The 22,370-nt window shown below is 56.2% G+C and carries 21 protein-coding genes and 1 pseudogene; 14 read left to right on the plus strand and 8 right to left on the minus strand.

The window, feature by feature from the left end; all coding sequences use genetic code 11:
• Positions 1 to 37: 37 nt before the first annotated feature.
• Genes ACOI8A_RS18300 through ACOI8A_RS18325 form a run of 6 tightly spaced genes read left to right on the plus strand, consistent with a single transcriptional unit; the run spans position 38 to position 6,772 of the window.
• Positions 38 to 1,120: a glycosyltransferase gene (locus ACOI8A_RS18300; RefSeq protein WP_420650673.1), complete on the plus strand. Its 1,083-nt coding sequence runs from the start codon at positions 38 to 40 to the stop codon at positions 1,118 to 1,120.
• A 14-nt stretch (positions 1,121 to 1,134) separates the two neighbouring features.
• Positions 1,135 to 2,247 carry a polysaccharide pyruvyl transferase family protein gene (locus ACOI8A_RS18305; protein ID WP_420650674.1) on the plus strand — a complete coding sequence of 371 codons (1,113 nt, stop codon included), beginning with the start codon at positions 1,135 to 1,137 and terminating at the stop codon, positions 2,245 to 2,247.
• Entirely contained in the window at positions 2,244 to 3,473 is a 1,230-nt protein-coding gene (locus tag ACOI8A_RS18310) for a phosphoribosylaminoimidazole carboxylase (protein ID WP_420650675.1), read from the plus strand. The genes ACOI8A_RS18305 and ACOI8A_RS18310 overlap by 4 nt, the downstream gene beginning before the upstream one ends.
• Positions 3,464 to 4,567: a hypothetical protein gene (locus tag ACOI8A_RS18315; protein ID WP_420650676.1), complete on the plus strand. Its 1,104-nt coding sequence runs from the start codon at positions 3,464 to 3,466 to the stop codon at positions 4,565 to 4,567. Before ACOI8A_RS18310 ends, ACOI8A_RS18315 begins: the two co-directional genes overlap by 10 nt.
• Positions 4,568 to 4,578: 11 nt before the next feature.
• On the plus strand, positions 4,579 to 5,637 hold the full coding sequence (locus ACOI8A_RS18320; protein WP_420650677.1) for an acyltransferase family protein: 1,059 nt from the start codon (positions 4,579 to 4,581) through the stop codon (positions 5,635 to 5,637).
• The gene (locus ACOI8A_RS18325) at positions 5,624 to 6,772 is read left to right on the plus strand and encodes an SGNH/GDSL hydrolase family protein (RefSeq protein ID WP_420650678.1); all 1,149 of its coding nucleotides are present in this window, start codon (positions 5,624 to 5,626) and stop codon (positions 6,770 to 6,772) included. Before ACOI8A_RS18320 ends, ACOI8A_RS18325 begins: the two co-directional genes overlap by 14 nt.
• Positions 6,773 to 6,880: 108 nt before the next feature.
• On the opposite strand, the gene ACOI8A_RS18330 is transcribed toward ACOI8A_RS18325, so the two are convergent.
• Positions 6,881 to 7,291 carry a mannose-1-phosphate guanylyltransferase gene (locus tag ACOI8A_RS18330; RefSeq protein ID WP_420650679.1) on the minus strand — a complete coding sequence of 137 codons (411 nt, stop codon included), beginning with the start codon at positions 7,289 to 7,291 and terminating at the stop codon, positions 6,881 to 6,883.
• A 36-nt stretch (positions 7,292 to 7,327) separates the two neighbouring features.
• On the minus strand, positions 7,328 to 8,161 hold the full coding sequence (gene galU, locus ACOI8A_RS18335) for a UTP--glucose-1-phosphate uridylyltransferase GalU (RefSeq protein WP_420650680.1): 834 nt from the start codon (positions 8,159 to 8,161) through the stop codon (positions 7,328 to 7,330).
• 385 nt (positions 8,162 to 8,546) lie between these two features.
• Here galU and galE point away from each other — a divergent pair, with 385 nt between their 5' ends.
• From galE to ACOI8A_RS18365, 6 genes are all read left to right on the plus strand, one after another.
• Positions 8,547 to 9,563: a UDP-glucose 4-epimerase GalE gene (gene galE / locus ACOI8A_RS18340; RefSeq protein WP_420650681.1), complete on the plus strand. Its 1,017-nt coding sequence runs from the start codon at positions 8,547 to 8,549 to the stop codon at positions 9,561 to 9,563.
• Positions 9,564 to 9,812: 249 nt separating this feature from the next.
• On the plus strand, positions 9,813 to 10,049 hold the full coding sequence (locus ACOI8A_RS18345) for a hypothetical protein (RefSeq protein ID WP_420650682.1): 237 nt from the start codon (positions 9,813 to 9,815) through the stop codon (positions 10,047 to 10,049).
• A gap of 145 nt (positions 10,050 to 10,194) precedes the next feature.
• On the plus strand, positions 10,195 to 11,256 hold the full coding sequence (locus ACOI8A_RS18350; RefSeq protein ID WP_420650683.1) for a polysaccharide biosynthesis/export family protein: 1,062 nt from the start codon (positions 10,195 to 10,197) through the stop codon (positions 11,254 to 11,256).
• 9 nt (positions 11,257 to 11,265) lie between these two features.
• Positions 11,266 to 11,931: a YjbF family lipoprotein gene (locus ACOI8A_RS18355; protein ID WP_420650684.1), complete on the plus strand. Its 666-nt coding sequence runs from the start codon at positions 11,266 to 11,268 to the stop codon at positions 11,929 to 11,931.
• The gene (locus ACOI8A_RS18360; protein ID WP_420650685.1) at positions 11,928 to 12,692 is read left to right on the plus strand and encodes a capsule biosynthesis GfcC family protein; all 765 of its coding nucleotides are present in this window, start codon (positions 11,928 to 11,930) and stop codon (positions 12,690 to 12,692) included. Before ACOI8A_RS18355 ends, ACOI8A_RS18360 begins: the two co-directional genes overlap by 4 nt.
• Positions 12,689 to 14,767 (plus strand): YjbH domain-containing protein, encoded by a 2,079-nt coding sequence (locus ACOI8A_RS18365; RefSeq protein ID WP_420650686.1) that lies wholly within the window; start codon positions 12,689 to 12,691, stop codon positions 14,765 to 14,767. The genes ACOI8A_RS18360 and ACOI8A_RS18365 overlap by 4 nt, the downstream gene beginning before the upstream one ends.
• A gap of 529 nt (positions 14,768 to 15,296) precedes the next feature.
• On the opposite strand, the gene ACOI8A_RS18370 is transcribed toward ACOI8A_RS18365, so the two are convergent.
• From ACOI8A_RS18370 to ACOI8A_RS18380, 3 genes are all read right to left on the minus strand, one after another.
• Positions 15,297 to 16,691, minus strand: a complete 1,395-nt coding sequence (locus ACOI8A_RS18370) for an undecaprenyl-phosphate glucose phosphotransferase (RefSeq protein ID WP_420650687.1) — start codon at positions 16,689 to 16,691, stop codon at positions 15,297 to 15,299.
• Positions 16,692 to 17,069: 378 nt separating this feature from the next.
• On the minus strand, positions 17,070 to 17,729 hold the full coding sequence (locus tag ACOI8A_RS18375) for a helix-turn-helix domain-containing protein (protein WP_420650688.1): 660 nt from the start codon (positions 17,727 to 17,729) through the stop codon (positions 17,070 to 17,072).
• A 271-nt stretch (positions 17,730 to 18,000) separates the two neighbouring features.
• Complete coding sequence (locus ACOI8A_RS18380) at positions 18,001 to 18,741, minus strand: winged helix-turn-helix domain-containing protein (protein ID WP_420650689.1); 741 nt, start codon at positions 18,739 to 18,741, stop codon at positions 18,001 to 18,003.
• Positions 18,742 to 19,258: 517 nt separating this feature from the next.
• Here ACOI8A_RS18380 and ACOI8A_RS18385 point away from each other — a divergent pair.
• Positions 19,259 to 20,092 (plus strand): undecaprenyl-diphosphate phosphatase, encoded by an 834-nt coding sequence (locus tag ACOI8A_RS18385; protein WP_420650690.1) that lies wholly within the window; start codon positions 19,259 to 19,261, stop codon positions 20,090 to 20,092.
• Here ACOI8A_RS18385 and ACOI8A_RS18390 read toward each other — a convergent pair whose 3' ends face one another.
• Complete coding sequence (locus tag ACOI8A_RS18390) at positions 20,093 to 20,464, minus strand: DUF2388 domain-containing protein (RefSeq protein ID WP_420650691.1); 372 nt, start codon at positions 20,462 to 20,464, stop codon at positions 20,093 to 20,095.
• A gap of 85 nt (positions 20,465 to 20,549) precedes the next feature.
• Positions 20,550 to 21,569 carry a tRNA dihydrouridine(20/20a) synthase DusA gene (gene dusA / locus ACOI8A_RS18395; protein WP_420651434.1) on the minus strand — a complete coding sequence of 340 codons (1,020 nt, stop codon included), beginning with the start codon at positions 21,567 to 21,569 and terminating at the stop codon, positions 20,550 to 20,552.
• Between the two features lie 66 nt (positions 21,570 to 21,635).
• On the opposite strand from dusA, the pseudogene ACOI8A_RS18400 reads away from it, so the two are divergent.
• A pseudogene (locus ACOI8A_RS18400) lies at positions 21,636 to 21,822 on the plus strand (site-specific integrase); the annotation flags it as partial.
• 106 nt (positions 21,823 to 21,928) lie between these two features.
• Here ACOI8A_RS18400 and ACOI8A_RS18405 read toward each other — a convergent pair.
• Positions 21,929 to 22,339 (minus strand): hypothetical protein, encoded by a 411-nt coding sequence (locus ACOI8A_RS18405; RefSeq protein ID WP_420651441.1) that lies wholly within the window; start codon positions 22,337 to 22,339, stop codon positions 21,929 to 21,931.
• Positions 22,340 to 22,370: the final 31 nt, after the last annotated feature.

Here is a 22,370-nt window from a genome sequence, read left to right on the forward strand (position 1 = left end):
AGCGATTGTCCTTACTAGGCATGGAAGTGGGTGGACTGTGAAAAAAATACTGCACGTGGCTGAAACGATAAAAGGTGGCGTCGCCACCGTTATCCGTACGATTTCAACTTCGCCCGAAGACCAGGATGCGAACTATCAACTGGTGTATCTGGTGCCACTCGATCAGAAGAAAGAACTGCACGGCATCGATGCCAGACAAATCCGTACCTTCGAAAGAAGCGGGAGGAACGTGCGCTCGCTGCTGGGCTTTGCCTGGCAACTGGCCCGAGTGGTTCTCAAGGAAAAACCCGATGTCGTGCATTTGCACAGCACCTTTTCCGGAGTCATCGGCCGTTGCGTCTGCGTACTCTTGAAGCCTTGGCGTTCGCCGAAAATCATCTATTGCCCACATGCCTTTTCGTTCCTGATGGAAAGCTCGCCGACCAAGCAAAAGATCTACTCGCTGATCGAGCGCGTTTTGCAGAAAGTCACCGACACGATCATTTGCGTCAGCCAGTACGAGTTGGACAAAGCCGCTGCGTTTGGCATCGAGCGCAAGCGCATGAAGCTGATCTACAACGGCATCCATCACAAGGATGAAGCGCGCAAAACCGAAGGAGCGGAGCCGATTCATCTGCTGTATGTCGGCCGTTTCGACTATCAGAAGGGTTTCGATGTATTGCTCAAGGCTTACGCCAAGGTTCAGCGCAGCGATCTGAAACTGACGGTGGTGGGCAGTGCGGTCAACGAGGATTCTGTCGATTGCCCGCCGATGGCAGGGGTTGAATATCTGTCCTGGGTGACGCCCGCAGAAGTACAAGTGCTGTATCAGAAGGCCGACGCGTTGATCGTTCCGAGTCGCTGGGAAGGCTTTGCCATGGTGCCGCTGGAGGGCATGGCGCTGGGCTTGCCGGTGATCGCCAGTGACTGCACTTCGTTGCCGGAACTGGTCAGCCACGGTGTGTCCGGCTACGTATTCCCGGCCGGCGACCATCAGGCACTCGCTGAGCGTTTGATGAAAATCCAGAAGCCTGCGTTGAACGCCCTGGGCATCGAAGGTCGGCGGATCGTGCGCGAGCGTTTCAGCGCCGCGTTGATGATTCGCCAGACCTACGACGTGTATTCCGCTCCATCTTATTAAGTAGAAATCAGCTTATGAACGTAACGATCTTGCATGGCTACAGTGCGTCCAATTCCGGTGACGGTCTGCTCGTCGATCTGGCCATTGCGCTGGTGCAGCGCAACTTTGGCGATGACACTTCGATCAGCGTGGTGGCGTCCGATCCCGAGTCTTTCAACTACTTGCCGTACAAGCGCTTTGACGCGCCGGTGATGGCGGCCAAGGGGCTGGGCCGGGTCAAGCAAGCGGTGTTCCTCAATCAGTCTTACGCCGGTCTGGCGGATCTGTTGAAGAAGACTGATTTGATTGTTGGGGTCGGTGGCGGCTACATGCGCTCCAAGAGCGCCTTCGAACATATCAAATTGAAACTCGGCCACGCCAAGCAACTGGAAACCGCGATCCTCAGCAAAGTGCCGTCGGTGTACCTGCCGCAGAGCATTGGCCCGTTCCACGGTGAGAGCAGCAAGATCGTCGAGCATTACGCGAGTGCCGATGCGGTGTTTGTTCGGGATAACCGTTCCTCGGCGATTTTCGATGCTTATGAGAATGTCTACCGCGCTCCGGATCTGGCCGTGCAGTCGTTGGCCAGCAAGATTCTCTCGCAACCCAAGTTCACGCGTTGTGCGTCTTCGCCAGCCACCGTTTGCGTAGTCCTGCGTAAACCACCGGCGTGGAGCAAGGAGAAGAAAGTCGCCTACGTGGCCAACTTGAAGTTGCTGCTACAGCGCTTGAAGAACAAAAGCAAAGTGGTCTGCGCGGTGCAAAGTGCGGTGCGTGGTAACGACGACGGTGCGTTCTATCGCGAACTGGGGATTACCGAAGACTTGCTGCCGTTGAAGGCGACGCTGGCCAAGTATCAGCCGGATCTGGTGATTTCCGTGCGCCTGCACGGTGCTATTGAATCGTTGTTGTCCGGGGTTCCGGCGTTCCACATCAGCTATGAGCGCAAAGGCTTTGGCGCCTATCAGGACATGGGCGTCGAGGACTGGGTGATCAACGGCGGCGACATCGATGTCGACACCATCATCAACACGGTTTACGCGCCGAATGCCTTGTCGAGTTTCGGCAAACGCCTGACCGACACCTGCCGCGAGATCGAGGCAAAAACAGTGATCATGGACGACATCATCAAAGGCGTCGTTCGATGATATTTCGGCTATTGCTTCGCGGCGGAGCATTAGGCGCGAAGTTTTTGCTGGTGCTCGCCATCACCCATTATCTGGGTTACGAAGCGCTGGGCTTTTACGGCGTGGTGATGGCGGCGTCGTTGATCGCGTCGAAGTTTTACAGCGTGGGTTTCAGTTCCGAGATCAACCGGCTGATCAGCGTCGGCGGCAGTTCGCGGCGAGTGGTCGACAAGGTTTTGCTGCTGTATCTGGCGGTCGGGCTGGCGTTGTCGATCGTGACGGTATTGATTTATTCGCTGTTCCAGCAGGTGCAGGCGACCACGGCGCTGATCGCCTGCGTGACGCTGGTGCTGCTCACCGAACACCTGTCGTTTGAAATCAATTCCTTCGTGTTTTCCGCGCAGAAAGCCACGGCCGGTGCGCTGCTGTTTTTCATCAAGACCGGCCTGTGGGCGCTGCTGGCGGTGGGCGGGATGATGCTCGGCTGGGTCTCGGGGATTGCCAGTGTTTTGTGGCTGTGGGTGATCGCCAACGTTCTGGTGATCTTCGCCGGTTACTGGATTGTGGTGAATGTTCATCATGGACGCAGTGAAGGTGCGCTCAACACGGCGACCGTGTGGAAAGCCGGGTTGCCGTTTTATCTCGGCACCGGGCTGATCGCGCTCAGCCAATACGCCGAGCGCTTTCTGATTATCGACATCGAACCCTACGCCAGCCTGGGTAAATACGTTTACGCGTGGTCGGCGGCCAACACCTTGCAGGCGCTGTCCTACGCGGTGGTGGCGGTGGTGGCGATTCCGGTCCTCGCCAAGCGTTATCAGGCCGAGCAGCAAGCGTTCACGGTCAGGGAATTGTTCGTCAACAAGTGGGTAATGCGCTCGTTGCTGGTGTCGGCGGCGGTGGCGGTGGCGATCTATGTGTTTTTCAACGTGGTGCTGGATTACGTCGCCACGAGCGTGCCGCGTCCGGACAACGCGATCCTCGGTGTGCTGATCTTTTCCTTCGCCTTGCGCGCAATTGGCGACATCGTTTGGGGTGGTTTGATTGCCTCGCGCAACAGCCGCGTGTCACTGGCCAGCGCAGCGATTTGCTTACTGGTATCGCTGCCGGTCAGCTATGTGCTGATCAAGCACTATTCAATTTATGGCGCGGCGTGGGGCAACGTTTTCGCGATCATTGTGCAGCTCGGCGTGATTGCCGTGTTGACTCGCGTCACCCGGGCCAAGCAGGTGCCGGCATGGGGTTGAAGCTGCCGTGCATCGAGTTTCGCGGTAGAAAATTCGACTCCTCGATTTCGTTCCTGATTCTGTTCACCGGGTTGTTTCTGTCAGTCGCGATGCCGCTGCTGGTTCCGCGCGCTCCTGGTCCGGATGCCATGACGTTGTGGTCGTCTTACGCGCGGGCTGACAACTGCAATTTCTGGAACCCGTTCTCGCCGGATCGCTCGTCCTACGAGTGTTCGGCGTTCCTGCTGCGGCCCACCGGGATCAACCTGACCAACGCCTGGGCCTACGGAATGTTCTGCAACTTCTTCCTCACGGCGATTCCGGTGGTGGTGTTCCGGCGCATGCCGCTGACGATTTTCGGCACCCTGTGTCTGTGGGGCATCGTGCGCTCGTTTTTCCTGGAAAACCTGACCAAGGAAATCATCGTCTCGGTAGCGATTTTGAGCATTCTGCTCAGCTCGCTGACGCGCAAATATCGTGTTGGGTTTTTCCTCTCGGCAGTGATCTACGGCGTGCTGATCCGGCCGTACTGGATTCTGTTTTCGCTGTCGTGGGTCGGCGTTTGCGTGATGAAGAAGTACGTCTCGCGCGTGACCTTTTTCCTGATGTTGTTCCTGTTCTATCTGGCGGTGGCCACGGCGATTCAGTTGGCGCTGGGGTTCCCGGTGTCGTCGATTCGCGCCAGTAACAATGAACTGCGTACGGCGGGCGAAGAGGGTTCCAAGTCGTTGATTGTCTCGTGGTTGAGCGGCAGCGATTTCGTCTCTCAAGCGCTGGACTCGATGATCATCTTCTTCCGGCTGTCGTTCCCGGTGGAGCTGATCATGTTGTCCGGGCCGGGTCAGGCGATTTTCGTGGCGTTGATGATCATGACCGCGATGTTGCTGTTCAAAGTCATCACTTCGACCGACTACAAAGGCGCACCGATCCAGACCAAACCCAAGGAACTGATCGCGATTCCACTGGCGTTTTTGCTGGTTCAGGGCTTGTTCGAGCCGGACTTCGGCTCCTTCGCCCGACACTTCTCGATGGTGGTCCCGGTGTTGTTCGTCGGGTTGGGATTGATGCTGCGGGCGAACAAACCGGTGCAGGTTGAATCAAGGGTTCTGAATTGAGGCAGGTCATTATGTCGAGCAAGAAAAAGTCGCTGGAGATCGAAACCCTGCGCGGCCTGGCGTGTTTGCTGCTGGTGCTGTATCACGTCATCGGTCCGCTGGGCGGCGGCTTGAAAATCGATATCGGCTCGCCGTTCCGGGTACTCGCCGATTCGATGGTGTACGTGCGGATGCCGCTGTTCACATTCATCTCGGGCTACATCTATTCGATCTACAAGATTCGCGGCAATGACTTTTCCGCGTTCTTCAGCGGTAAGGTGCGGCGGTTGATCGTGCCGCTGTTTTGCGTGGGCGTACCGTTTTCGGTATTGCAGGCGGTAGGGCCGGGCGTGAACAAGGACGTCGGCGTGATCGACGCGTTGTTGTCGTTCTATGTGCCGATCAACCACTTCTGGTTCTTGCAGGCGGTGTTCATCATTTTCATGTTCGTCGGGCTGCTGGAATGGCGTGGGTTACTGCGCACGCCGACGCGTCTGTTTTTGCTGTTTGCGTTTGCGGCGGCGGTGTTTCTCCTGCCAGCGTTTCCGGTGGATGCGTTTGGTATCAACGGTGCGATTTACCTGCTGCCATTTTTTGTCGCGGGGATGATCGGGCAGGAAAACGTCGACGCTTTGAAGCAACGCTTCAAGCTGCTCGGGCCGGTGGTATTCGTCTTGATTTCGCTGACGCTGCTGTATGTGGCAGCGCTGGATCGCGAATTGATTGTTGATCGTCGTAGCCTGATCGGTTTGACCGTGGGTTGCGTGTCCTGCATCGCGCTGTTATCGAGTGACATGCGTTCGAAATGGCTGACCTGGCTTGGCGGGTATTCCTATGCGATTTTCCTGTTTCATGTGCTGTTCGCTGCCACTTCGCGCTTTGTCCTTGGACGCCTGGGTGTGAAAGATGAAAGTCTGCTGGTGTTTGGCGGCGTGGCCTGTGGCTTGCTTGGGCCGGTTGTGTTGTCGATGATTTTCAGTCGATTCAACTTCACTTCGGTGCTGTTTCTGGGTGAGCGCGCGGCGGCGAAAAAACCAGTTAAAGACTCACTGATTGTTCCGGTTAAGGATGTGCCTCATGTACGCGGCTGATGATGCGAGCCCCACCGCTGCATCTGTGGTCGAAGTCGGCGATGCGCGCGAGCGTTTTGCTCAGTGGCGTGAAGGCAAGGCGGGCAAGGTTCTGTCGATCTCGGTGATCGGTGACAGCTACAGCGCCGGGCAGGATTTCTATCTCAACAAGTTCGTTCAGCGCTTGGTCAAGGAGACCGGTTTTGCCGGTCCCGGCTATGTCGGTTTCAACCATGGCGCGGCACTTGGCGGGACGCATTTCAAGTACACGCGTACCAGTGAAAAGTACTTTAGCGGAGACTGGAAAGTATCCGCGCTTGGCCAGGCCAGTCCCGACAGCCGTACCGTGACGGGGCGGCCGGGTGCATGGCTGGAAGTTGATGCCAAGCCGACAGCGGCGATCAACACTGCCGTCACTCAAGCTAAATTGCTCTATCTCGGCAACGGCGAATCGAGTGAGCTGCGCTATCGGTGGACGCCTTCGGATAACTGGCAACCATTGCAACTCGCAGGGGAGGGTGTTCAGGAGGTGCCGTTGCCTGGTACTTCGTCAGCGGCAGATTGGCGGTTGCGCTTGGAAGTGGTGCATGGCGCACCAACGCTGTTCGGCCTGTGGATGAGCAATGAGCAGGGCGGCGTGCGCGTATCGAAACTGGCGGCGTCGGGTGCGGCGTCCAAGGATTTCTATCACGACGATGGCCGCTGGCAGACACAGTGGAAAGCCGTGGTGTCGAAGATCCCGGCGGACATTTATCTGATCATGCTCGGGGGTAACGATCAGGGTTTTGGCGTGAAGCCCGAGGCCTATCTGAAGAACGTTCAGGGGCTGGTGCGGATGATCCGCGAGATTCAACCGGCAGCGAGCATCAACCTGATCATGCGTCAGGACACCACGCGCTCGAGTGCCTATCCGATGTCGGCGTACGCGCAGGTTCTGCAACCGTGGGCGCGCGCCGAGCACCTCGGTTACGCCAATTTGCAATGCGCTTTCGGCGCCGACGTGAAACGTTACGCCAGCGCAATGATTGGGCCGGACAAGATTCATCCGCTGCCGGAAACCGGTGGCAAGGTGATTGCCGATTACTTCTATCGGATGATCTCTGGTGGCAGCGAGGCGGTGTCGCCGCAAGATACCTGCGGCACCGCCCCTCAATAACCAACACATCCCGTGTAGGAGCTGCCGCAGGCTGCGATCTTTTGACGTTGATCTTAAAAAACAAGATCAAAAGATCGCAGCCTGCGGCAGCTCCTACAGGGGCCGTGTTCAGGCTTGCTGGAATGCGTCCAGGTGGTTCAACAGCTCCGCTGTTTTACGTGGCATCAACTGCAGATCACAGCGGGTTTCCACGTTGATGATGATTGCCGGGTCGTTGCAGCAGATGCGTACGCGGAAGCGCCAGTCGCTGAAAATCATCTTCAGGCCGTCGCGATCGTCGACTTCCAGCGCCTGCTCGCCATAGAGCTTTTTTAGGTGAGCGAGCAGGGGATAGGGATCGGGCAGCGGATGGCGAATATCCCCGGACGAGGGGAACATGCCGATGCGTTCCACCATCAGCGACGCACCCAGCCACGGCTGGTTGGCGCTGGGCATCGACCGATGCCGTGACAACCAACTCATCATCCCGAGGTTGCCCACTTCCAGTCCGCTGTCTGCTGCGTGTTGTGCAATGTTCATGGTTGTCTGCCTGAATGAGGAGTGGGTGCAGGGCGCTTAGCGGGTCTTGAGATACACGTTTTCGTAACAGAAATTGCTCGCCTGCAAATAACCCTCAGCGTCGCCGCAATCGAAGCGCAGACCCTTGAACTTGTAGGCCAGCACGCGACCTTCCCGAGCCTGTTTCATCAGCGCGTCGGTGATCTGGATCTCGCCACCTTTACCCGGTTGGGTATCGGCGATCAGTTCGAAGATATCCGGGGTCAGGATGTAGCGGCCGATGATCGCCAGGTTCGACGGCGCGTCTTCAGGGCTGGGTTTTTCCACCATGTGGCTGACCCGGTACAAGCCTTCGCCGATCTGCTCGCCGGCGATCACGCCGTACTTGTGAGTCTGGTCGCGCGGGACTTCCTGGATCGCCACGATCGAGCAGCGATGCTGTTTATACAGCTCGATCATTTGCGCGAGTACGCCGTCGCCTTCGAGGTTCAGGCACAGGTCATCGGCCAGCACCACGGCGAACGGTTCGTCACCGATCAGCGGGCGACCGCTGAGAATTGCGTGACCGAGGCCTTTCATTTCCACCTGACGGGTGTAGGAGAAGGTGCAGGTGTCGATCAGCTCGCGAGTGCCAGCGAGGAATTTTTCTTTCTCGGTGCCACGGATCTGATGCTCGAGTTCGTAGCTGATATCGAAATGGTCTTCCAGCGCACGCTTGCCGCGCCCGGTCACCAGCGCCATGTGTTGCAGGCCGGCGTCGCGTGCTTCTTCAACGGCATATTCGATCAATGGCTTGTTGACGATGGGCAGCATTTCCTTGGGCATGGCTTTGGTCGCCGGCAAGAAACGCGTGCCATAGCCGGCAGCGGGGAACAGACATTTACGAATCATAAAAGCATCCTGGACATTCATGGCGCACAGTTGCGTGCGTGCAATAACGAATGATTGCAAGTTTCAATGATTATTGAAGGTGTACTTTAATACCCGAGTTGGGTAGTTGTTGGCAATTGGCAGTTAGTGTGGAGGGCACTAATGTTATTAGATGTCGATTTGAGCGCTGTTAGTTATTTTTAGTCGGTATCGGTTGATAGTGATGAGTGCGGTGGAGTGCTAATAAGTACCAGGCAATACAGTTTGGCCTGAAAAAATATTTATGGCCAGTGATTGAACTGTTTTTGTTTTCGGTTGTTGTCGCCTTGTTGTGTGAAGTACGACACACATTACATGGATGAGGCTTGACACGCTACTTGGCAGTTTCTCCTCTATGGACCGCGCTATGAAGATTCTGGTAACCGGTGGCGCCGGCTATATCGGCTCGCACACCACACTCGCGCTACTTGAAGCGGGCTATGAAGTTGTTGTTCTGGATAATCTTTGCAACAGCAGCGATGCGGCCCTGCACGCGGTCGAAGCCATTTGCGGCAAAAGTGCGCTGATGATTCGCGGCGATGTCTGCGACCGAGCCTTGCTCGACCGGATTTTCCGTGAGCATGCAATCGACGCGGTGCTGCACTTCGCCGGGCTCAAGGCTGTCGGCGAGAGCGTGCGCAAGCCGCTCGAGTATTACGAAACCAACGTCAGCGGCAGCATCACCCTGTGCCAGGCGATGGCCGCGGCCGGCGTGTATCGGCTGGTGTTCAGCTCGTCGGCCACGGTCTACGGCGCGCCGGAGCAGATGCCGATTCGCGAGGATTTCCCGACCGGCAATCCGACCAATCCTTACGGGCAGTCCAAGCTGATTGTCGAAAACGTCCTGCGCGACTTGAGCCTAGCCGAGCCGCGCTGGAGCATCGCTTTGCTGCGCTACTTCAACCCGATCGGCGCGCATGACAGCGGGCAGATGGGCGAAGACCCGAATGGCATCCCGAACAATCTGGTGCCATACATCAGCCAGGTCGCGGTCGGCAGCCTGCAAGAGTTGTCGATCTTCGGCGACGATTACCCGACCCTCGACGGCACCGGCATTCGTGATTACATCCACGTCGTTGATCTGGCGGACGGACATCTGAAGGCCCTTCAGTCGATCTCCGAACGCAGCGGCGTGCATACCTGGAATCTCGGCACCGGCGACGGCTACAGCGTGCTGCAAGTGCTGCGCGCGTTTGAGGAAGCCTGCGGACAGCCCGTGCCGTTTCGCATGATGCCGCGCCGTTCCGGTGACGTTGCTGAAAGTTATGCGGACCCGTCGAAAGCTGCGCAAGAGCTAGGCTGGAAAGCCACGCGCAGCTTGCAGCAAATGATGACCGACACTTGGCGCTGGCAGTCGAATCATCCGAAGGGTTATCTCGGATGATGTCGTTTTGCTGCTGTGTAACATCATTTTGACTCAATGTTAGTTTCAGTCAGGTTGTTAGATAACGTCGGGAAAATACACTGGCAATGCATATTGCAAGTCCGTAGATATAACCTGCCGTTCGACATTTAGCTGTCAGGTAAAACTGTGAATGGACAACGGATCTTGTGCGCATTTTTAGCGCACTTGAACTCTACGATCTCTAACGGAATGCCCGATGTTCAGGCTGGATGTTAGAAAGGAGTTGATATGAAGAAGGTAATGGCAGTCGCCCTGTTGTCGATGTTGAGCAACTGGGCAGCCGCCGCTGAAGCGCCGCTTACAGCAGTGACCAATGTTGCAGGTAATGTAGCGGCTTCCCAAGCCCCTGCAGCCAGTACTGCAATGGTTGCCAGTGCAGTAGCGGCGTCCAACAGTGGTGGCAGTGCAAACGGCGGTACCACCGGTACGACGGGTACCACCGGTACAACCGGCACGCACAACTAACAGAAACACGCTGTAGATGCAGTACAAGGTCGCCCGGCGCAAGTCGGGTGACTTTGTTTTTGGATTCGCCCTTGAATAGCGTAGTGCCATTATGACTCGTAGTTTTTATCTTTTGATGTTGGCAAGTATCGCTTTACAAGGTTGCATGTTTTCCCCAGGTCAATACCTGAGCACCCGGGACATCACGCGCCAGGGCGCCAGTGAAAGCAGTCGGGTCGAGCTGATTCCGATCACGCCCAAGTTGATCTCGATGAACCGCGCCACGCAGAAGCGTGAGTCGGTGCCGCAGGAGTTGCTGGCCACGCCGGCCGAGTACCGCATCGGCAACAACGACGTGTTGTACATCACGGTCTGGGATCACCCCGAGCTGACCGCACCGTCCGGCGCGCAGCAGCAGATCGATGCCAACGGCCGTCTGGTGCGTTCCGATGGCACGCTGTATTACCCGTTCATCAAAGAAGTGCAGGCCGCTGGCAAAACCATCCAGCAACTGCGCTCGGACATCGAACAACGACTGTCGGCGTTCATTGCCGAGCCGCAAGTGGATGTCGCCGTGTTGCGCTTCGCCAGTCAGAAAATCGTTGTCTCCGGCGCGGTGGCCAAGGCCGGCCCGCAAGCGATTTCGACCAACCCGCTGAGTGTGGTCGAAGCCCTCGGTTCGGCCGGTATCGATACCAACAATGCTGACTTGTCCGGGCTGCTGCTGACGCGCAACGGGCGCACGTTTGCGCTGAATCTGGACACCCTCAATCAGCAGGATTCCGAGCTGCAAAACGTCTTCCTCAAGGGTGGCGATCAGCTGTATCTGCCGTACAACGACAACAAACGCATTTATGTGATGGGCGAGGTCAATCAGCCGCGCGCATTGAGCTTCAAGACTGCCACGATGAACCTCTCGGATGTGCTTGGTTCGGTCGGCGGCTTGAGCCAGACCAGCTCCAACGGTAACGCCGTGTACGTGATTCGCGGTGTGGAAAACCTCGACGTGGAACCGGCAAAAATCTATCACCTGGAGGCTGAATCGCCGGCCGCCATGGTGCTCGCCACGCACTTCGAAGTACGCCCGCAGGACGTGGTCTACGTCGGGCCGGCCAACGTCACGCGCTGGAACCGCTTCATTAGCCAATTGGTGCCGTCGGCGTCGATTGTCGGCACCGGGGCTTCCGCTGCGAAGAACTGGAGCGAATTCACCAACAACAGCAAATAAGGCCCGACTGTGAAGACGTTAAAAGTTGGCGCCTGCCTGATCGCGGCTCTGCTGTTGTGTGGCTGCAATCCACTGATGAGCGCGTCGCTGAACAACCTCAAATCGGCAGTGATCGGCCCGGATGATCTGGATGTGTCGGCGGCCGAAGTGGCCAAGGTTGAATTCGCGCAAATCAAACTGACCACGCCATCCGGCTCCGGGGTGTTGGCTTTGGTGCGCGAGCGCGACGACCTGCAGTTCTGGGTCGCCTCCGGCAAGCAGGTGTTGCTGATGCGCGACGGCCTCGCGGTGCGCAGCATCGGTCTGGGGCTTGAGGGCGATCTGGACGGCACGCGGTTATCGGCAGATTCGCCGTTCAAAACCGGCCTGCAACACGTCACCGATGGCTACACCAGCCAGCGCTGGATCGATCTCTACCAGGGCCAGCAAGTCGGCGTGCAGCTCAATAGCCGCTTCTCGCGCAAATCTCTGGAAACCCTGGAAATCCTCAACAAGGAATATCGCGTGCTACGTGTCGATGAGCAGATTGACGCCCCGGCCATCGGCCTGAGTGCGACCAATCGTTATTGGGTCGATCCGGTGGACGGATTCATTTTGCAAAGCGAGCAGCAACTGACCGCGCAACTGCGCGTCAGGATTGTGCAATTGACGCCTGATCGCAGGCCTGCTCGGTGAAGCGCCTCAGGGTTCTGTCGGCATGCCTGCTATTGATCACTGGTGTGAGTCAGGCGGCGGTAATAGTCAGCGGCGATGTCGCCAATCCCGGGCCAGTTGAACTGCCGGCGGGCGGGCGTTTGACCGATGTAATCAGCGTGGCCGTGCCGAATGCCGAAGCGTATTGGTTGGCGGGCGTGTTGCTGCGCCAGTCGTTGCTTGAGCAGCAGACCAGGCTCAAGGTCGGCGTGCTGTTCGATCTTGAGGTGTTGGCGCGCATGTCCGCGCTGTTCGACCGGCCGAGCCGGGTAGCGCTGGCTGAGCGCGTGGCGCAGGAGGTCAGGCAGATGCCGGTTACCGGGCGTCAGGTGGCTGATCTGGATCCGGTCGCAATCGAAGTCGGCTTCGCGCGCAACATTCGCCTCGACGATGGCGATCGCCTGATCTACCCGAAACGAGTCGATGAAGTTGAAGTGTTCGGCGCGGTCGCCGAGCCGTGCCACTTGCCGTATCAGCCGACGCAAGAAGCCCGTGAATACCTGCAAGGCTGCACCACGCTGACCGAAGATGCAGATGCCGATTACCTGTGGCTGATCCAGCCCAACGGCGTCGTGCGACGGGTCGGCATTGCCCACTGGAATCGCGAGAGCGGGCAGATTCCGGTAGCCGGCAGCAAGATTCTGGTGCCGCTGAAAAATGATGATCTTGATCCGCCTCTCCCTGAATTGAATCAGCAGTTGGCCGAATTTATTGCCACGCAGCTGGCCGAGGTGGTTCGTTGAAGTTACGTTTTGCAGCTGTGTTGTTATTGCCGTGTGGTCTGGCGCATGCCGAGCCGCGAATTACCCAGAATGACTTCGGCGGCGCTGGCCTGTTGCAGACGCCGACGGCGCGCATGGCACCCGCCGGCGAGTTGAGCGTGAACGCCAACCGCACCGATCCCTACAGTCGCTACAGCGTTTCATTGCAGCCGCTGGACTGGCTCGAAGGCTCGTTTCGCTACACCGCGATCACCAACCGGCCTTACGGCCCGGAGTCGCTGAGCGGCAGCCAAAGCTATAAGGATAAGGCGGTCGATGCCAAGGTCCGGCTGTGGCAGGAAAGCCATTGGCTGCCCGACGTGGCACTGGGCTTCCGCGATATCGGTGGTACAGGTTTGTTCTCCAGTGAGTATTTCGTCGCCAATAAACGCTACGACAACTTCGATTTCAGCGCCGGTATTGCCTGGGGTTACCTGGGCAATCGCGGCGACATGGACAACCCGTTGGGCTATGTCAGTGATCGCTTCGATACCCGACCCGCCCTCGAAGGCACCGGTGACGTCAACTCCGGCTCGTACTTTCGCGGCAAACCTTCTTTCTTTGGCGGTGTGAGTTATCAGACGCCCTGGGATCGCCTCAGCCTCAAGCTTGAATTCGAAGGCAACGATTACAAACACGAACCGAAGGACAACGTGATCGAGCAGGACTCGCCGATCAACTTTGGCGCGATGTTCAAAGTCAGCGATTCGATCGACGTCAGCGCGGCGTGGGAGCGCGGCAACACGGCGATGTTCGGCGTGACTTTTCACACTAATTTCGCCACCCGCAAAGCGCCGGCCAAGACCTTCGATCCACCGGCCGAACCGCTGCCGGCGAAGGCCCCAACCACGCCGATGGATCAGGTGAATTGGGCCGAGGTGTCGCAGCGTCTGCAGCAAAATGCCGGTTACAAGGTCGAGCGCATCAGCCAGCGCGGCTCGGAGTTGTTCGTGTATGGCGAGCAGCAGCGCTACTTCCATTCGGCGAAAGCAGTGGGCCGCGCGAGCCGGATTCTGGATAACAGCGTCAATGACGATATCGACTGGTTCACCTTGGTCAACAAGCGCTACGACTTACCTCTGGAAGAAACCAGTGTGCCGCGCCAGACCTTTCGCGAGGTGATCAACAACGAGGAACCGCTGCAGTCGTTGCACCGCACCACCGAGGTCAACCCGGCGATGCCGCACAACGAGAAAACCCTCTACACCCAGACCGCGCAGCCATTCAGCTACGGCGTCGGGTTGGGCTTCAAGCAAAACGTTGGCGGCCCGGATGGCTTGCTCTATCAATTCAGTGCCGACGCGGATGCCGAGTATCGCTTCAACCGCAACACCTGGTGGAGCGGTCTGCTCAGTGCCAACATCATCAATAACTTCGACAAGTTCGTGTACGACGCGCCGAGCGGCCTGCCGCGTGTGCGCACCGATGTGCGCAAGTACCTGACCACTTCCGAAGTGACCATGCCGCTGTTTCAGGTCAGTCACGCCGAGCAGTTGGATAAGGACTTGTACGGGATGGTGTACGGCGGTTATCTGGAATCGATGTTCGCCGGCGTCGGGGGCGAGGTGTTGTTCCGTCCGACCGGCGCGCGTTGGTCGGTGGGTGCAGATCTGAACTACGTGCGTCAGCGCGAATTTGATCAGGGTTTTGGTCTGCGGGATTACTCGGTGGTGACCGGGCATATCACCGGCTACACCGATTTGCCGTACGACACGCTTGCGGCTCTGAGCGTCGGGCGTTATCTGGCCGGTGACTGGGGCGGCACGCTGGATATCTCGCGCGAGTTTTCCAACGGCGTGCGCTTTGGTGCCTGGGCGACCATCACTTCAGCGAGCAGTGCGGAATATGGTGAAGGTAGCTTCGATAAAGGTATTTATCTGTCGATTCCGTTCGACGAATTGATGAGCATGTCGACTATGCGCCGGGCCAACCTGGTTTGGGCGCCTTTGACTCGTGACGGTGGTGCGAGGCTTAACCGCGGCTACCAGTTGCATGCGATGACTGATAGTCGTGAGGACGATATGTTTTATCGCAACTTTGGCAAGATTACTGAGTGATTGGCTTGGGCGGGGTTTTTTGATTGAGTACATATCCGTTGCTGCGGTGATGGCTGCTTTTGGTTCCGCCCTGACGGCGGGTCACTTTTGCAAACGCCCAAAAGTAACCAAAACGCTGTATCCCTGACGTTCGGCCCTCGCTGGGGCTCGGGTTCCTTCGCTCCGGGATCGATACGGGGGCATCGCCTCCGGTTTGCTGCGCTGCACCTCCTCTCGATGTGTTTGGCTGCGCCAAACGGTCGCTGCGCTCCCACCCCCGGATCAATCCCTCCACTCAGCCTGCCGACGGGCGCTTGAGATCAAAAGCTGCACTCGAGCTAACGCTCATTGTGTTGAGTGGTGAGAAGCGAAGTGCGGTTTTCGGGTGGATATCAAAACTGTGGGAGCTGGCTTGCCAGCGATGGCGTCGGTTCAGCCGACATCAATCTTGGTCTGACACTCTGTCCAGAAGCCGCCCTCAACCAAATCCCACCCACAAAAAAGGGGACTTTCGTCCCCTTGCGCTGTTGCCTTGTGCTTGGTCAAACCATCAATAGATGTCCTTCGACAGCAGGGTGAACGGTGTCTTCACCAGGATTTTCAGGTCCAGCCACAGCGACCAGTTATTGATGTACTTCAGATCGATTTCAACACGCTTTTGCATCTTGTCGATGGTGTCGGTCTCGCCTCGGCAACCGTTGACCTGTGCCAGACCTGTGATGCCCGGTTTGATTCGGTGGCGGGCCATGTAGGCGAGGATTTTCCCCGAGTAGTAGTTGTTGTGCGCCACGGCATGTGGACGCGGGCCGACCAGTGCCATGTGCCCTTGCAGCACGTTGAACAGTTGCGGCAGTTCGTCCAGCGAAGTGCGGCGTATGAAGCGACCTACCGCGGTGATGCGCGAGTCGTTGCGGCTGGCCTGTTTGACTTCGAGGTCATCGTGCATGCGCATCGAGCGGAATTTCCAGACCTTGATCACTTTGCCGTTCCAGCCATGGCGATCCTGCTTGAAGAACACCGGGCCTGGCGAGTTGAGTTTGACGGCCAGAGCAATTGCCAGCAGCACCGGGCTCAACATGATCACCGCCAGCAGGGCGACGCTTTTCTCAACCAGACTTTTGCTCAGTGCTGCGGTCGGGCGACTGGTCAGCGGGCTTTCGTTCAAGTAAATCGCCGGCAGACCGTCCACGACTTTCACCGAGTGGTTAAGCAGCGTCAGACTGTTCAAGTCTGGCACCCAGACCACGTCCACGTTGGCCCCGAGCAGATCGACGTACATGGCTTCGATGTTGGCGGCTTCAGACAGGGCGAGGGTGATGTACAAACGACGGATGTCGTGGGTTTTGATCAGCTCAAGCAAGTCTTCCTGAGCGCCGACAACGCGTGGAGCATCGGCGTCCAGAACCGGCAGGGCGCCGTTGCTGACCAGACCGACCAGAGGCAGGTCTTCGATCAGGCTCAACTTTTTCGCGAGCCCCAGTGCCAGTTCGCCGGTGCCGACGATCAGGGTTTTCTGGGCACTTGTGCGAGAGCGCTGGTAGAACTTCGAGAAGGCATGCAGCGGTGCGTACAGCAGCGCCTGGCCGAGGAAGCCGTAAACCGCCCAGCTCAGGATCACCTGCCGCGAAAACAGCTCATCGGCCTTGCACACGAACGCGATGAAGGCCAATGCGGCCATGGTCATCGACCAGCCCATGAGCAGACGCCCCAGCCCCGTCAGGTAGTTGTCGCGTTTGCGGTATACGCCGGTGAAGGTATACGCCGGAACCGAAGCCAATACCGCCAGCGTTGCGCACATTCGGTAATAGAACGCGACGGTTCCAGTGTGCTGCTCAGCCAATATGAACAGGAGTGCAACAATAAAGGTCTGTGCCAGCGCCCATTGCCCCCAAAAGGTAAGTCCCTTGAGGTCAGTGTTTCGATTGATACGTAATGTGAGATCCATGCGATATCCCCAAAAGACTTCCATTCAGGTTTCGACAGTTGAAGTCTGAGTTGTTATTAGGCTTATTGTTTTTGTTTGCGCTTGAGTAACAACGTCGATATGCCGAACTGTCGTCAGTCAATAGACTAAGTTATTGCCGGGGATGCTGTCTGACGAGTTCTAACAGGTGGCAAAGTGCAACTATCGAATTTTGTCTGATAATCGAGCGTTAGAAAACGTCGAGCAGCAGAGGGTGTATTTAATAGTTTATTTGCTACTGTAGGAGGGGCGGGGATAGCGAGGTGTAATCAAGGAGGAGGATGAAACCAGACAGAGTGCTTTTTTATTTTTGTAGTTGCACTGTATGTCTGTTTGTTTTGCAGATGGAGCCAGGGCTTATTACGCTACCACTTCCTGGATCAGGCAATAGCCTCGGTTTCTCACGGCACGAAACAGTCGTTCACCGTTGCTGGCGCCTTTGAATTTGTCTTGCAGGCGACTCAGGCACATCTCCAGTCCGCGATATTGCTCTGGCTCTCGGCCAATGCTGAGGATCAGTTCGTCGCGACTGACAACACGCTCTTCATGGTGAAGCATCTTCTTGACCAGCGCGGCTTCCAATCCAGTCAGGCTGATCTCGATATCTTCTTTGACCAGTACGCCTTGATCATTATCGAGATGCCAGGCTTCAGTGCAGGAGTTGTCGCACTGATCAGTTTGAGTGGCGCCGTCGGCTTCTACTGTTGCTGCGCGAACGCTCTGGAATGGATTTGCAGTTTGTGCGGCCAACCATTCTGCCTCGAGGGTTGCCAATATTCGCTGGGTATCGTGTTCAATACTGCGTGCGACATTTTTCCTTGTGCCGCTTGGGTAAGTGAACTCCATCAGCATGGGAGCGGAAGAGGGCGAAGTAGCACCTTCAATAAACATTTGTGCCTGAGAGGTGCCAAACGAATTGAAGCGTTCGCTGGACAGGATGCTCTCAAGTTCGCGTTGCGACGTTGTGCTATTGGTCACAACGACAAAATATTTTCTTGGGAGGGTTGTACTAGTTTCCATGTCTCTCTCCTAAAGTACGCACCAAAATTGGCGAAAAAGATAAATCGGCAGGCGAGCAATGACTTCCTTGGAAGTAATCCACAGGCAGGGTCTGGGCCGGAAAATGGCCCTCGATAAATTCCACTCGTTCTGCTGCTATGTTGTTAAGTTTATTGTTATGTTGTTGCGCTCATTCAATTGCTGAGAAATCAACGGATGTGAAGTACTACGAGAGCTATATGGTTGCATCAGACGATCCTTCGTACGTATGCAAAAGGGTGGCTGCCCTTGATCAGGCAGTCGATATCAGGCCCCGCAGCAGGCGATAGCCATGGCCGCGGATGCTCTGAATCGCGTTTGTACCATACATTTCCTTAATTTTTCCACGCAAGCGACTGATGGATTTCTCCAGTGCCCTCGGGTCGTAGAAATTGGTATTGAGCCCCATGATACTGGCGATTTCATCATGGCTGAGAATGTGGTTACTGGTGTGCGCAAACGCTTCGAGGATCTTCATTTCGGCAAACGAGATATCGAGTTTCTGGTTGGCGTTAAGCAGGCAGATACGCGTAGGGTCGAGCGTCAGGCTGATGTCGCGTTGCCATTCTTCACTGCTGAAGAACTCGCCGAGCAACTCGGTGTCATCGTCGGACAAGGTATTGAGCTTGATACAAAAGTCCGCACCAGCCAGGTAGTACCTGATCTTGTTAACCGCGCCGCGACCAGTGATGACCGCGCAAATGATGGATTTCAAGTTGTCACTACGCAGGCTTTCCACCAGCGCGAGATTGTCTTCGAGTGCCTGAGAGCTGTCGATGACAATAAAGATCGCCCGATAAGAGGTGGAGTATTCATTCTGCTGATATGAACTAGTGTACGAACTGACCTCAAGCGCCAAATCGGTCTGCACGTGCTTTGCCAGCAGCGCTCTAAAATGCTCAGCCACAACGAGGGTACGGCCCAGAGTGAGTACACCGGGTTCGTTATTTGTCGGGCGCGGACTTCTAGTCGCCAAGTTCCCTGAGAGCATCATGCATTGACTCGAATTAAGTGCTGACATCGGGATGTTAAAGCACCGGTTCTCATCTGTGACTGACAATTGGTAACATTTGGACGGATTTTAGACGTAGCCCGCGAGTTTTCTAACAATAATTAAGCTTTTCAAGCTTTTAGTTGCTTTTCTCGAGACTGTGAACTAGCTGGAATAGAGGGCTTAGATGGTGGCAATGTGAAATTGTGCCACTATTTTGAATCGATGGCGACCGCTTTATTCATGTCCTTTTGCCACTGTCTGGCCATCTGTAAGTAATGTGAGATGCATCACACTTTATTGGCTCGACGGACTTTTATCTACTAACTGCTTAAATTTTTCCTGATTAGTTCGTAGGCGGACGTTTATTAACATGGCTTGAGTGTGCGTTTTGATAAGACATACTCTGCGTCGCCTGTGCAGGCAATGGATCTCGATATCCGGTTGTTTTACTTCAGATACTCAATTCCTGAGTGCGGTTAAACGAGGCGCTCGCCAAGGGCACTCTGAGGGAGGATTAATGGATTTCTGGACCTTTTTCCAGGTGTTGATTTTAGGTGCGGTGGAAGGTCTGACCGAATTCTTGCCAATCTCAAGTACCGGCCACCAGATCATTGTCGCTGATCTGCTGGAGTTCGGCGGCGAGCGCGCCATGGCGTTCAATATCATTATTCAATTGGGCGCCATTCTTGCTGTTGTCTGGGAGTTTCGGCCGAAGATCTTCGAAATCGTCAAAGGCCTGCCCACCGAGCGTAATGCTCAACGCTTCACCCTCAACTTGCTCATAGCCTTTATGCCTGCCGTGGTCTTGGGCGTGCTGTTCGCTGACACCATCCATCACTACCTGTTTAACCCGATCACCGTTGCCGTGGCATTGGTGATCGGCGGCATCGTGATGTTGTGGGCCGAGCGGCGCAGGCATGTCGTGAGCGTCGAGCATGTCGACGACATGCGCTGGTCAGATGCGCTGAAGGTTGGTTTGGTACAGTGCCTGGCGATGATCCCGGGCACTTCGCGCTCCGGCTCAACCATCATCGGCGGTTTACTGTTTGGCCTGTCGCGCAAGGCTGCTACCGAATTCTCGTTCTTTCTGGCAATGCCGACTATGGTCGGTGCGGCGGTTTACTCTGGTTATAAGTACCGTGACCTGTTCCAGCAAAGCGATCTGCCGGTGTTTGCGCTGGGATTTGTCACCGCGTTCGTTTTCGCGATGATTGCCGTGCGTGGCTTGCTCAAGTTCATTGCTAACCACAGTTACGCCGCGTTCGCCTGGTACCGGATCGGGTTTGGCTTGCTGATTCTGGCGACGTGGGGGTTTGGCTGGGTGAACTGGACGGCGGCAGCGGCGGGGTGATCACTGACTGCTGATCAGTGCGGCGATGGCCAGATCACTCAGCTGTGCTTCTGGCGACTCCTGACGAAAACGCTGCAGGGCTGACGTGAAATACGCCGCTTGCAGCATGCCGTCACTTGCCAGATAAAGGCGCGCGTCTTCGAGCTCCTCGGCGGAGTAAACACGTTTAAAGTTTTCGGTGGTGTTATTGGTAGCCGAGAAGGGCGTGAGCAGCAGCACGGCAATGGAAAGCCCGGAGAACTGCGTGACTTCCCAGGGTGTTTCGGTTTGCCCCATGCAGAAACCGTCGCAGTGCGCATAAGTGTTGGAGGTGACGCTGAACAAAACGAGGAAAGTGAAGCGCTTGAAACCAGTGAACTTGAACGCGGGCATACTCGAACGACATCCTGTCAGTAGATCAAAAGAATTTTCAGCCGCAGGCAACGTTCATTCGTTGCCCACAAGCTCAAGGGATCAATCAGCGGCCTTCCAATAACTCGGCAGCCTGATCCAGCAACGCCAGCGGATCCTTGGCCTTGTGAATATCCACCGACAACAACTGGCGAAACTTGCGCGCCCCCGGAAAACCGGTGCCCAAGCCGAGTACGTGGCGCGTGATGTGATGCATCGAACCGCCGGCAGCAATGTGCGCCGCGATATAAGGCCGTAACTGCGCCAGCGCCTCGGCCCGAGTAATCACCGGCGCCGTACTGCCAAACAACTGCTGATCCACTTCGGCCATCACATAAGGATTGTGATACGCCTCACGGCCCAGCATTACCCCGTCGAAAGTCTGTAAATGCTCGTGGCAAGCTTCCATCGTCTTGATTCCGCCGTTGAGGATGATCTCAAGTTCCGGAAAATCTGCCTTCAACCGCGCCGCCACGTCGTAACGCAGAGGTGGAATGTCGCGGTTCTCCTTCGGCGACAACCCCTCGAGAATCGCAATCCGCGCATGCACGGTAAAACTCGTGCACCCGGCGTCGCGCACCGTACCGACGAAATCACACAGTTCTTCGTAACTGTCGCGCCCATTAATACCGATCCGATGCTTCACCGTCACCGGAATCGACACCGCATCACGCATCGCCTTGACGCAATCAGCCACTAATTGCGGATGAGCCATCAGGCAGGCGCCAATCATGTTGTTCTGCACCCGGTCACTGGGGCAGCCGACATTGAGATTGACCTCATCGTAGCCATGTTCCTGGGCCATGCGTGCGCACGCGGCCAAGTCCAGCGGAACACTGCCGCCCAACTGCAACGCCAATGGATGCTCGGCATCGCTATGACGCAGGAAGCGTTCGTGATCGCCGTTGAGTAGCGCGCCAGTGGTGACCATCTCGGTGTAGAGCAGGGCATTTTTCGACAGGATGCGCAGGAAAAACCGGCAATGGCGGTCAGTCCAATCCATCATGGGGGCGACACTAAAACGGCGAGACGGCTCGGAGCGGGATGGGCTAGTGTTTACGGGCGCTTCAGGTTTTTCGAAATTCATTGGTACTGATCTTTGATACGGCGGTTTTTACCCATTATTCCGTGATTTTCGGGGTCGGTTGGTACAATGTACCAACCGACCCCGGCCATGTACCAACTGGAAAACGGGCACGATCACATCACGTGAGCGCTAGGACAAGTCGACGGCTTGCGCGGCGCAGCTACGGATCAATCGAGACGGGAAAAGAGTTTATCAGGAAAGCCCAACCTTCGGCCGCAAGCAGGTCGCTCAGGCTTGGATCGAGCGCCGCGAGATAGTCGAGTTTGCGCAGTGGAGAATGATGCGCCAGCGGCGCGCTGGCGCATCATGAACTGGTCACCCGATTCGCTTGGTAGGCTTTTCCGACGAGGCCCGCTGTATTATTTTTTCTTGCACTTCTCCAATTCAACTTGGTTTTGCAGAGTTGAAACTTTGCCTAGTCGATACTTACAGTACTGAATTACCGACTGTCTGTCCGTCTCACTTAGTTCGGCCAGGCTCTTGTCATCTGATTCGTATGCGAAATTATTTTCAAATTCTATTTGAAATGTCGGGCTTTTTTTGATGAAAAACACCTTCTCCGGGTAGGCATCTTCCATCTTTTCATAAAAGCCAATGTAGAGAACGGCTACTAGGACGGCCAGAATGATTATCAAGAGGTACTTCATAACGAAGGTGGTCGCAAAAGTTTGGTCTTGATACGCAGATTTTTCACCAAATCCATACCAATATTGCCAGGGCAAATTGTCCTTCTCCGGCTTGCGGCTTTGCCATTCTTGACTCCTTGTCATTACATTCACAGCGATCGACCTTATCAGAAAT

Source organism: Pseudomonas sp. P4795 (assembly GCF_048822895.1).
In the GTDB taxonomy this organism is placed as follows: domain Bacteria; phylum Pseudomonadota; class Gammaproteobacteria; order Pseudomonadales; family Pseudomonadaceae; genus Aquipseudomonas.

What these genes read in the sequence shown, in the direction of transcription:
- ACOI8A_RS18305 (WP_420650674.1), top strand. Translation starts at nt 1,135, where the DNA reads ATGAACGTAACGATCTTGCATGGCTACAGTGCGTCCAATTCCGGTGAC.
- ACOI8A_RS18320 (WP_420650677.1), top strand. Translation starts at nt 4,579, where the DNA reads ATGTCGAGCAAGAAAAAGTCGCTGGAGATCGAAACCCTGCGCGGCCTG.
- ACOI8A_RS18375 (WP_420650688.1), bottom strand. Translation starts at nt 17,729, where the DNA reads ATGGAAACTAGTACAACCCTCCCAAGAAAATATTTTGTCGTTGTGACC.
- ACOI8A_RS18315 (WP_420650676.1), top strand. Translation starts at nt 3,464, where the DNA reads ATGGGGTTGAAGCTGCCGTGCATCGAGTTTCGCGGTAGAAAATTCGAC.
- ACOI8A_RS18370 (WP_420650687.1), bottom strand. Translation starts at nt 16,691, where the DNA reads ATGGATCTCACATTACGTATCAATCGAAACACTGACCTCAAGGGACTT.
- galU (WP_420650680.1), bottom strand. Translation starts at nt 8,161, where the DNA reads ATGATTCGTAAATGTCTGTTCCCCGCTGCCGGCTATGGCACGCGTTTC.
- galE (WP_420650681.1), top strand. Translation starts at nt 8,547, where the DNA reads ATGAAGATTCTGGTAACCGGTGGCGCCGGCTATATCGGCTCGCACACC.
- ACOI8A_RS18330 (WP_420650679.1), bottom strand. Translation starts at nt 7,291, where the DNA reads ATGAACATTGCACAACACGCAGCAGACAGCGGACTGGAAGTGGGCAAC.
- ACOI8A_RS18385 (WP_420650690.1), top strand. Translation starts at nt 19,259, where the DNA reads ATGGATTTCTGGACCTTTTTCCAGGTGTTGATTTTAGGTGCGGTGGAA.
- ACOI8A_RS18390 (WP_420650691.1), bottom strand. Translation starts at nt 20,464, where the DNA reads ATGCCCGCGTTCAAGTTCACTGGTTTCAAGCGCTTCACTTTCCTCGTT.
- ACOI8A_RS18350 (WP_420650683.1), top strand. Translation starts at nt 10,195, where the DNA reads ATGTTTTCCCCAGGTCAATACCTGAGCACCCGGGACATCACGCGCCAG.
- dusA (WP_420651434.1), bottom strand. Translation starts at nt 21,569, where the DNA reads ATGAATTTCGAAAAACCTGAAGCGCCCGTAAACACTAGCCCATCCCGC.
- ACOI8A_RS18380 (WP_420650689.1), bottom strand. Translation starts at nt 18,741, where the DNA reads ATGATGCTCTCAGGGAACTTGGCGACTAGAAGTCCGCGCCCGACAAAT.
- ACOI8A_RS18310 (WP_420650675.1), top strand. Translation starts at nt 2,244, where the DNA reads ATGATATTTCGGCTATTGCTTCGCGGCGGAGCATTAGGCGCGAAGTTT.
- ACOI8A_RS18325 (WP_420650678.1), top strand. Translation starts at nt 5,624, where the DNA reads ATGTACGCGGCTGATGATGCGAGCCCCACCGCTGCATCTGTGGTCGAA.
- ACOI8A_RS18345 (WP_420650682.1), top strand. Translation starts at nt 9,813, where the DNA reads ATGAAGAAGGTAATGGCAGTCGCCCTGTTGTCGATGTTGAGCAACTGG.
- ACOI8A_RS18405 (WP_420651441.1), bottom strand. Translation starts at nt 22,339, where the DNA reads ATGACAAGGAGTCAAGAATGGCAAAGCCGCAAGCCGGAGAAGGACAAT.